The sequence below is a fragment of the Rhizobium sp. SVR5-9E genome (assembly GCF_056755095.1).
This window is the reverse complement of the sequence record NZ_JBNDHS010000025.1, coordinates 54769-64002: the sequence shown is the minus strand read 5'-3', so window position 1 is coordinate 64002 and position 9234 is coordinate 54769. Positions and strand designations below refer to the sequence as shown.

Annotated in this window: 10 protein-coding genes; all 10 read left to right on the top strand. The window is 61.3% G+C overall.

Going from position 1 to position 9234, the window contains the following annotated elements; genetic code table 11:
- Positions 1-330, top strand: a 330-nt coding sequence (locus ACPYOJ_RS14300) for a hypothetical protein (RefSeq protein ID WP_481416839.1), incomplete at its 5' end; no start/stop codon positions are given.
- Positions 331-404: 74 nt separating this feature from the next.
- Positions 405-1424, top strand: a complete 1020-nt coding sequence (locus ACPYOJ_RS14295) for an ABC transporter ATP-binding protein (RefSeq protein WP_481416838.1) — start codon at positions 405-407, stop codon at positions 1422-1424.
- Positions 1425-1437: 13 nt separating this feature from the next.
- Positions 1438-2292 carry an ABC transporter permease gene (locus ACPYOJ_RS14290; RefSeq protein WP_481416837.1) on the top strand — a complete coding sequence of 285 codons (855 nt, stop codon included), beginning with the start codon at positions 1438-1440 and terminating at the stop codon, positions 2290-2292.
- Between the two features lie 74 nt (positions 2293-2366).
- Complete coding sequence (locus tag ACPYOJ_RS14285; protein ID WP_481416836.1) at positions 2367-3170, top strand: ABC transporter permease; 804 nt, start codon at positions 2367-2369, stop codon at positions 3168-3170.
- Positions 3171-3194: 24 nt separating this feature from the next.
- Positions 3195-3998, top strand: coding sequence for a glycerophosphodiester phosphodiesterase (locus ACPYOJ_RS14280; RefSeq protein WP_481416835.1), 804 nt, complete (start codon positions 3195-3197; stop codon positions 3996-3998).
- Positions 3995-5059, top strand: a complete 1065-nt coding sequence (locus ACPYOJ_RS14275; RefSeq protein ID WP_481416834.1) for an endonuclease/exonuclease/phosphatase family protein — start codon at positions 3995-3997, stop codon at positions 5057-5059. Before ACPYOJ_RS14280 ends, ACPYOJ_RS14275 begins: the two co-directional genes overlap by 4 nt.
- 170 nt (positions 5060-5229) lie before the next feature.
- Positions 5230-6288 carry a LacI family DNA-binding transcriptional regulator gene (locus ACPYOJ_RS14270; protein ID WP_481416833.1) on the top strand — a complete coding sequence of 353 codons (1059 nt, stop codon included), beginning with the start codon at positions 5230-5232 and terminating at the stop codon, positions 6286-6288.
- Positions 6289-6474: 186 nt separating this feature from the next.
- Positions 6475-7500, top strand: coding sequence for a sulfate ABC transporter substrate-binding protein (locus ACPYOJ_RS14265; RefSeq protein WP_481416832.1), 1026 nt, complete (start codon positions 6475-6477; stop codon positions 7498-7500).
- Between the two features lie 6 nt (positions 7501-7506).
- Entirely contained in the window at positions 7507-8364 is an 858-nt protein-coding gene (gene cysT, locus ACPYOJ_RS14260; protein WP_481416831.1) for a sulfate ABC transporter permease subunit CysT, read from the top strand.
- The gene (gene cysW, locus ACPYOJ_RS14255; RefSeq protein WP_481416830.1) at positions 8354-9226 is read left to right on the top strand and encodes a sulfate ABC transporter permease subunit CysW; all 873 of its coding nucleotides are present in this window, start codon (positions 8354-8356) and stop codon (positions 9224-9226) included. Before cysT ends, cysW begins: the two co-directional genes overlap by 11 nt.
- Positions 9227-9234: the final 8 nt, after the last annotated feature.

Here is a 9234-nt window from a genome sequence, read left to right as displayed (position 1 = left end):
CCGCCGACCGTCAAGGCCCGCCTCCTCACCGATGGCGAAGTCGGCGACGGCGATGGCGCCATGATGCCGTCTGGCGCAACCCACGTCGCCGGCGGCCTTCTCTTCCTCGACTTCCTGATGTCGGACGAGATCCAGCTCTACAAGCTCACCGTCAACGGATCACGCTCGGCCCGTACGAAGCTCGATATCGACAAGGCCCTGACGTCGGACGTGACCAACCGCCTCGTGCCGCAGGAACAGTATCTGAACTATGCGCGCCCGCGCATCGTCGGCACGATCTCCGACGCCGCCGCCAAGCGTTTTGTCGAGACCATCCTGCAGGGCAGCTGATTCTCTTCGAAACCTCAGGGAAGGGCCGCCGACCGCGGCCCTTCCATCCTTCTTCATCCTTGGAGCTGCAGATCATGGCGCATGTTGTCCTCGCCAACCTCCATAAGAGATTCAACGCCACGCTGGCGGTCGACAATTTCTCCCTCGATGTCGCCGAGGGCGAATTCGTTGCCCTTCTCGGGCCTTCGGGGTGCGGCAAAACGACAGTGATGCGGATGATTGCCGGCATCGCGGAACCTGACAGCGGCGAGATCGCGATAGGGAACCGGCGCGTCGATGGCCTGCCGCCCGAACATCGCAATATCGGCCTGGTTTTCCAGTCCTACGCACTCTTTCCGCATATGACAGTCGAAGCCAATATCGCCTTCGGACTCCAGATGCGCCGCGTTCCGCGCGACGAGATGCGCCGGCGCGTCGCGACCGTTCTCGACATGGTCGATCTTGCAAAACTCGCCAAGCGTCATCCGCGCCAGCTTTCCGGCGGTCAGCAGCAGCGCGTCGCCCTAGCTCGGGCACTGGTTACCGAACCGGATGTCCTGCTCCTCGACGAGCCCCTTTCCAACCTCGACGCCAAATTGCGCGAGCACCTGCGTGAGGATATCCGAAATCTGCAGCGTCGCCTTGGCATCACGACGATCTATGTCACGCATGACCAATCCGAGGCGCTCGCCCTTGCCGATCGCGTCGTCGTCATGAACGGCGGGCGCATTGTCGAGGAAGGTGGGCCACGCGACCTCTACCAGACGCCCAGGCGGCGTTTCACCGCCGAATTTCTCGGCCAGACAAATATTCTCGCCGCTACGGCCTCGGACGGCACCATCCATTTCCCGTGGGGCGAGGAGCAGGCCGGATGGAACGGCCAGACCGGCCGGCTCGACCTCTCGATCCGACCGGAAGACATCTCCATCCAAGCGGCGGGCATAGGCCCCGCGGTCGTGACCGACGTAACCTTCCTCGGCGCGGATATCGAACACAAGCTCGATGTCGGCGGGTTAACGATGCGGGCACGGGCGAGCGGGCGCGGCGCGAAAATCCTTCCGGTCGGGACGCGCGTCGCCATCGGCCTCCCCGACGATCTGCACGTGCTCTCGTGACGGAGGTGAAGGAATGAACCGCATGGCTGCCCTTCTGCTGCTGCTTTTGCCCGGTGTCGGATTTCTTGTTCTTTTCTTTGGGCTGCCACTTGCCCTCGCGTTTCTGGCAAGCGTCGGTCTCGGCGCCCTCGGGGACAGCAACGGCTTCACACTGGAGCACTACCGGTCGCTATTCACCGACAGCGTCTATCGAGACGGTTTGCTGTTCTCGATCTATATTTCTGTCGCACCGACGCTGGTCAGCCTCGTCATCTCCGTGCCGCTCGCCGTCCTCCTGCAGGAGAGTTTTCCAGGCAAGCGGCTGTTCCAGACGCTTTACAAGATACCGCTCGTCGTACCGGCAATCGTGGCCGCTTTCATCGTCATGACGCTGTTCGACCGCGGCGGGGAGATCCCGCGGCTGCTGCAGCCCCTTAACCTGCAGCTGCCGAAGCTGGTGCGCGACCCCTGGGCGCTGGGGGTGATCATCGCCACGGCCTGGAAATCGATCCCCTTCATGACGCTGATCATCGGCGGCTCGGTTGCCGCGATCCCACACGATCTGAAACATGCCGTGCGCACGCTCGGCGGCAATCGCTTCACCGTCTTCTGCCGCGTCGAGCTGCCGCTCGCGCTGCCGGGGATCACAGCTGCCACGCTGCTTGTCTTCGTTGGAACGACCGGGGCTTTCGCCGTGCCTTCCCTGCTCGGGCCGATATATCCCAAGCCCCTGTCGATCTGGATGTACCAGAACGCATTGGAGAAGAACGACTGGGCGAGTGCATCGGCGATGGGCATCATGCTCTCGATCGTCGCATGCCTCGTGCTGGTCATCTATTATCGCATCACGTCCGGTATGCGCACCGGCATCAGCGGAGAGACCCGATGACGATTGCCGTTTCACTTCCGTCACGCCTGGATCGGGCAGCTATCAGGCGCAGTCGAGTCCCAGAGGGATGGTGGTTGTCTGTCGGCCTCTATACCGCTCTCGCCCTGACGCTGCTGGCACCGCTGGTCGTCGCACTCCTGTGGTCGCTGGTCGATCCGAAGGGCGGATGGTTTGCGCCCGATATCCTGCCGCGCGGTCTGTCCCTCGTGCATTGGCAGGCGATCACTCAGGACCGCAGCCTGATTGCGAGCATCCTCACGAGCCTTTCGATATCGGCCGTGGTCATGATCCTCTCGGCCATCCTTGCCCTCCCGACCGCCTTCGCGCTCGCGAAGATCCCCTTCAAGGCGAAGCGCGCGGTCGAGATGTTCGTGCTGGCGCCGCTGATCGTTCCCGGCCTGGTCGTCGGGATCGGCATCGGCTTTGTCTTCTTCCGCATCGGCCTCGCCTATACCATCCCCGGCGTCATCCTTGCGCAAACCATCGGCACGCTTCCCTTCATGATCCGAATCCTGGCGGCGACCCTGGAGAACCTGCCGATGGATCTCATACATGCTGCCCGTACACTGGGCGCGAGCCCGCTCAAGGTTGCGCTTCGAATCGTCGTGCCGCTCACCTGGCCGGGCTTCGTCGCCGGCGGCCTTCTATCCTTCATTTCGAGCTTTGAGGAGTTCGAGAAGACCTTCATCGTCGGCGCCCCGCAGGTCGAGACATTGACCGTAAAGCTCTGGGCGGTCCTCGGCGGCAAGGTGCTGATCTTTCCGAACGCGGCCGTGGTGACCTTCATCCTGCTCGCCCCCACCGTCGTCATTTTTATGCTTGCCGAACGTGCATTGCGCAACGAAAGCGCGCTCGCCGCCGGCATGGGCAAACTCTGATCCCTTCACATACAGGAGAATTCAATGTTCAAACTTCTCGCGCAGAACGCTGCCGACGTTCATGTCTGCGGCCATCGCGGCCACTCGATCGGCGCGCCGGAAAACACGATCGCCGCTTTCGTCGCCACCCGCGAGCACGGTGGCGATTCAGCAGAGATCGACTGCGTGCTGACGGAAGATGGCGAGATTGTTCTGATGCACGACCAGACGCTCGACCGCACCACCAACGGTACCGGTCTGGTCTCCGCCAAAAGCCTCACCGACATCCGGAAGCTGGACGCCGGCAGCTGGTTGGACGGCCGCTTTTCCGGCGAACGTATCCCGACGCTTGCCGAAGCGATTGAATTTGCGAAGACTTATGATTTCGGTCTCGTAGTCGAGGTCAAGGAAGCCCGCCAGACGGACCGGTTCGTCCGGCGCCTCGGCGCGGTTCTCGCCGAGACTGCTGGCTCCGACCATCTCGTCATGATCTCCTTCGACCACGCTTTCCTGCGGGATATGAAGGATGCCCTGCCCGGCGTTCGCACCGAAGGCATCACCCATGCCCGCCATGCCGACTTCGTCGGCGTCGCGAAAGCAGCGCGTCTCGACTCCCTTTCGATCGAGCATCAGATGTTCAGGCCGGAGGACGGGGTCGCCCTGCACAAGGCCGGCGTCGCCGTGCGGTTCCACCTGCAGCGGCCGGCCTACTACGACCGCTACAAGGCGCTCGGCGTCGATCTGCTTGCACCGATTCCGTCCTATGTCGCAGACGGCGTGGTCGATACCATTTCCGGTGACGATGTCGGTTTCCTGGCAAAGCTCAAGGCGGCAGGTGTCGCGAAATGAGCGAATGGATCGCCTTTCCTGCGGGCGAACAGGTGTCCGAGCTGGCTGTGGTTCCTCTCGATGAGCGCGAGCGCCTCCGCGATGGCCCCACCGATGCCGCAACCTTTGCCGCCGCTTTCGATTCCATTCCGGCATTGCGCCAGATCGAAATCGGCGGGAATGCGCCGCAGCGCACGGGTGCGCGCGGCTCGCTCAGGGTGGCAAGCTGGAACGTGGAGCGGCTGCGCCATCTTCAAGCAATCGGCGATACCCTGGCGCAGCTCGCTCCGGACGTCATGCTGCTGACCGAAATCGACAAGGGCATGGCGCGATCAGGCAACAGCCATCGGATCGCGGAGCTCGCGGGTCGATTTGGTCATGGCTACGCTTACGGCATCGAATTCATCGAGCTCGATCGCGGCGACCCGGAAGAACGGGTCACGCACGCGCATGAGACCAACCTTCTCGGCTTTCACGGCAACGGCATCGTCACCGATCTGACCCTGAGCCGGCCGTTCCTGGTCAGGCTGGAGGCCGAAGGGAAATGGTTCGGCTGGGAGCGGGAGGAACCGCGTGTCGGGGGCCGGATGGCGATCGGCGGGCAGATCGAACTCGACGGCACCAAAGTGACTCTGGTTGCGGCGCATTTCGAAAGCCATTCCGACCCGGAGCATCGAGCCGCTCAGGCTGGACATCTTCTTGATGTCATCGACCGCTATGACCCGGGTGCCCCGGTTCTGATCGGCGGCGATTTCAACACGTCGGCGTTCTCCCGGCGGGAGACCGCATTGGAGCTTGCGGCAGCGCTTGCCGCCGATCCCCGGCGGCGCGTGGATGTCGAGCCGTACGAGCCGCTGTTCGCGCTGATGGCCCAGCGAGGATATGACTGGACGCGATGCAATGTTCCGGGTGCACCGACCGAGCGGCCGGACGATCCGGCCGAACGCGTGCTCGGCAAGATCGACTGGTTCTTCAGTCGCGGTCTGAAGGCATCTCTTCCGGCCGTCATCCCGGCGCTGAAGGCGGACGGGACGCCCTCCTCGGATCACGAGTGCCTGATGGTGCAAATCGAGCTGATCTAAGTTGCTGACGGGATGTCGTGACACGGTTGTCACGACATCCCTCTACAACCATGGTACTCTACGCGTTATGAGACGATTCTCGCCCGGCGGCTTTGTCGGGAATGAGAGTTATGCGGACGACTGCCGGCAGCAATGAATGGTGACGGGAATAACTGCCGGGGTGCAAAGCAATGGTTCAGAATAAAAACAAAGAATCCAACTCTGTCACCTCTCACGACGTCGCCAGGGCGGCGAACGTGTCACAGGCTCTTGTCAGCCGGGCATTCTCCGGAAAAGGCCGCATATCGCCCGAAACGCGTGCCAGGATTCTGAAAGTAGCCGAAGACATTGGCTGGCATCCGAATGCGCTGGCCCGCAGCGTGGTCACCGGAGACGCGCCGCTTGTCGCCGTCGTCACGGCGCGATTGAATTTCGACTGGAGAGCCCAGGTCCTCTCCCATCTGCTGAAATCCATCCAGGCATGGCATCTAAAGCCGCTGCTCTTCTACGCCGAGAACGATGATGACGTCGACCGTCTGCTTGGCGAAACGATGGAATGGCGGACGCGCGGCGTCATTGTCATGGCGGGTGATATTCGGGCGCGCCGGGCCGAGGCGATTATCTCCGGTGGCCAGTTTCTGGCAACCCTCAACCGCCCCGCCAACCATCCCGATGCCTTTTCCGTGGCGACCGACAATCAGCACGGCGGCGCCATGGCAGCTTCGCTCCTGATTGAAGAAGGCCGGCGAAAATTCCTTGTTCTAAGCGGGCCGCAGAGTAACTGGGCAAGCGCGCTCCGTACGCAGGGCTTCGTCGAGGCCATCCGTTCACGTGGCGAATCCGCGGTCATCTGGCACAATGAAGCGATGACGATGGAAGCCGGCAAGGAATGCGCCGCGGCATTTCATGGGCTTCGCCATCATGAAAGGCCGGATGCCGTCTTTGCGACCGATGATGCTTTGGCCCTCGGCTTCATGGATGGCGTGCGCGGCCAGACAGGCATTCCTGCCGACCTGTCGCTCCTCGGCTTCGACAATCTCGCGGCTTCTTCCTGGCTGCCCTATCAGCTGACCACGTTCGAACAGCCGCTCAGCGAAATGGTGGGCCGGATGGTCCACTATATTAACCTGCATCAACACAGGCCGCAGGACGCTTTCTGTTCGACTAGTCCTCACCGGATCGGTGAGGACGGGGTCGTCTATTGCCTGCCAAAAATCATTCAACGTTCAACGACGAAACCGACCCCTTGACGGATTCGAACTGAGACCGCCGCGACTTCCCGGTGGTTAGCTTGGCAACCGTGGGTACGGGAAGTCCATTTCAGATTTGCCCTTCAAATGGCATGGCATTCTAGCGGCCCTTCTGGAACCGGAAGAACTTTCGTTTCATTATACGACTAAGTTGATAGAGTTTCCGCAGAAACGAAGGAGGTTCCCATGCAGTCAATTCGGATTACCCGGCTCCTCGCGGCCGCGGTCTTTGCAGGAAGCGTCGCAATCGGCGCCGCCGCCCCGGCTCTGGCCGATCAGACGCTTCTCAACGTGTCCTATGACCCTACGCGTGAACTCTACAAGGATTTCAACGCCGCGTTTGCCGCCAAGTGGCAGAAGGACACCGGCGAAACCCTTACGATCCAGACTTCGCATGGCGGCTCCGGCGCACAGGCCCGATCGGTCATCGATGGCCTTGAGGCCGATGTGGTGACGCTGGCGCTCGAGGGCGACATCGACGCCATCGCCAAGGCTACGGGAAAGATCCCCGCCGACTGGAAGACCAAGTTCCCAAATAACTCGACGCCGTACACCTCCACTATCGTTTTCCTCGTTCGCAAGGGCAACCCCAAGGGCATCAAAGATTGGGGCGACCTGATCAAGGATGACGTTCAGGTGATCACGCCGAACCCGAAGACCTCGGGTGGCGCACGCTGGAACTTCCTCGCTGCCTGGGCGTGGGCCAAGCAGGCAAACGGCGGTGATGACGCCAAGGCCCAGGACTACGTATCGAAACTCCTGCAGCATGTTCCGGTTCTCGACACCGGCGCTCGCGGCGCCACGACGACCTTCGTGCAGCGCGGTCTGGGCGATGTTCTACTCGCCTGGGAAAACGAAGCCTATCTCTCGCTGGAGGAACTCGGTCCGGACCAGTTCGAAATCGTCACGCCCTCCTTTTCCATCCGTGCCGATCCGCCGGTCGCAGTCGTCGACGCCAACGCCGACAAGAAGGGCACGCGCAAGGTTGCCGAAGCCTATCTCAACTATCTCTACTCGGACGAAGGGCAGAAAATCGCTGCCAAGCATTTCTATCGCCCGACCAAGCCCGAAGCAGCCGACAAGGCGGACATTGCCCGCTTTAAGGACCTGAAGCTTGCAACCATCGATGACTTCGGCGGCTGGAAAGAAGCGCAGCCGAAATTCTTCGCGGATGGCGGCGTGTTTGACCAAATCTACAAGCCGGCCCAATAATATCGCATGAGAGCACATAGCCCCACGTGGTGGCGGTTCAGAAAGCCGAGCGTCATTCCAGGCTTTGGAATAACGCTCGGCCTTAGCTTGACCTGGCTCACCCTTCTGATCCTCATCCCGCTCTCGGGCCTCGCCTGGCGTTCGAGCGAACTGGGCTGGGAAAAGTTCCTGTCGATCGCTTTTGACCCGCGCACGCTGAACGCACTTCGCATCAGCTTCGGCGCCGCCTTTGTCGCGGCCTGCATCAATGCAGTTTTCGGCGTCATCCTTGCCTGGGTACTCGTGCGCTATCGCTTTCCCGGCAAGCGCCTGATCGATGCAATGGTCGACCTGCCTTTCGCCCTTCCGACCGCCGTCGCCGGCATTGCTTTGACGACGCTCTATGCCCCGAACGGCTGGGTCGGCCAGTTTCTGACGCCGCTCGGCGTCAAGATTGCCTTTACACCGGCTGGTATCGTCGTCGCTCTTGTCTTTGTCGGGTTGCCCTTTGTCGTGCGCACCGTGCAGCCGGTGATGGAAGAGATCGACAAGGAGGTGGAAGAAGCCGCCGCGACCCTCGGAGCCAACCGCTTCCAGACGATCTTTCGCGTCCTGCTTCCCGGTCTCGCGCCTGCCGCGCTGACGGGTTTCTCGCTGGCTTTCGCCCGCGGCGTCGGCGAATACGGCTCGGTTATTTTCATCGCCGGCAACCTGCCGTTCAAATCGGAAATCGCGCCGCTGCTGATCGTCATTAAGCTGGAGGAATACAATTATGCAGCAGCGACCGGCATCGCAGCGGTGATGCTGATCATCTCGTTCAGCATGCTGCTTGTCATCAATCTCATCCAGAGCTGGAGCCGGCGGAGGTATGGTCATGGCATTTGACACAATCGCTCGCTCGGCCAAGGTGCGCTCGGTTATCACCGAAACCAGGCTCGCCCGCTGGATGCTCATCGCCCTGTCCCTGGTCTTCCTGCTGCTCATGCTGTTGCTGCCGCTGGCTGCTGTCTTCGTCGAGGCCTTCCGTAAGGGCGGGAGTGCGTTCTTCGAGGCGCTGCAAGATGCCGAAACACTCTCCGCCATCTGGCTGACACTCATCGTCGCCGGGATCAGCGTGCCGTTGAACCTCATCTTCGGGGTGACTGCAGCCTGGGCGATTGCCAAGTTCGAGTTCAAGGGCAAAGCCTTCTTGACGACGTTGATTGACCTGCCCTTTTCCGTTTCACCGGTTATTTCGGGCCTCGTCTTCGTGCTGCTTTTCGGCGCCAACGCCTATCTCGGAAAGTGGCTCGATGCCAACGGAATCAAGATCCTTTTCGCTGTGCCGGGGCTGGTCCTTGCCACCATGTTCGTCACATTCCCGTTCGTCGCACGAGAGCTGATCCCGCTGATGCAGGAACAGGGTACGGCGGATGAGGAGGCGGCCCTTTCGCTGGGTGCCAGCGGCTGGCAGACCTTCTGGCATGTCACGCTGCCGAATATCAAATGGGGGCTGCTCTACGGCGTTCTGCTCTGCAACGCCCGCGCCATGGGCGAATTCGGTGCCGTTTCCGTTGTATCCGGGCATATCCGCGGCCAGACGAATACCATGCCGCTGCAAGTGGAAATTCTCTACAACGAGTATAATTTCACCGGCGCCTTTGCCGTTGCGGCTTTGCTTACCTTGCTTGCCCTTGTGACCCTTGTTTTGAAGACGCTGCTCGAACTGCGATACAGCGCGGAAATCTCCGCCAGCCGGCGGCACTGAAGGAAATA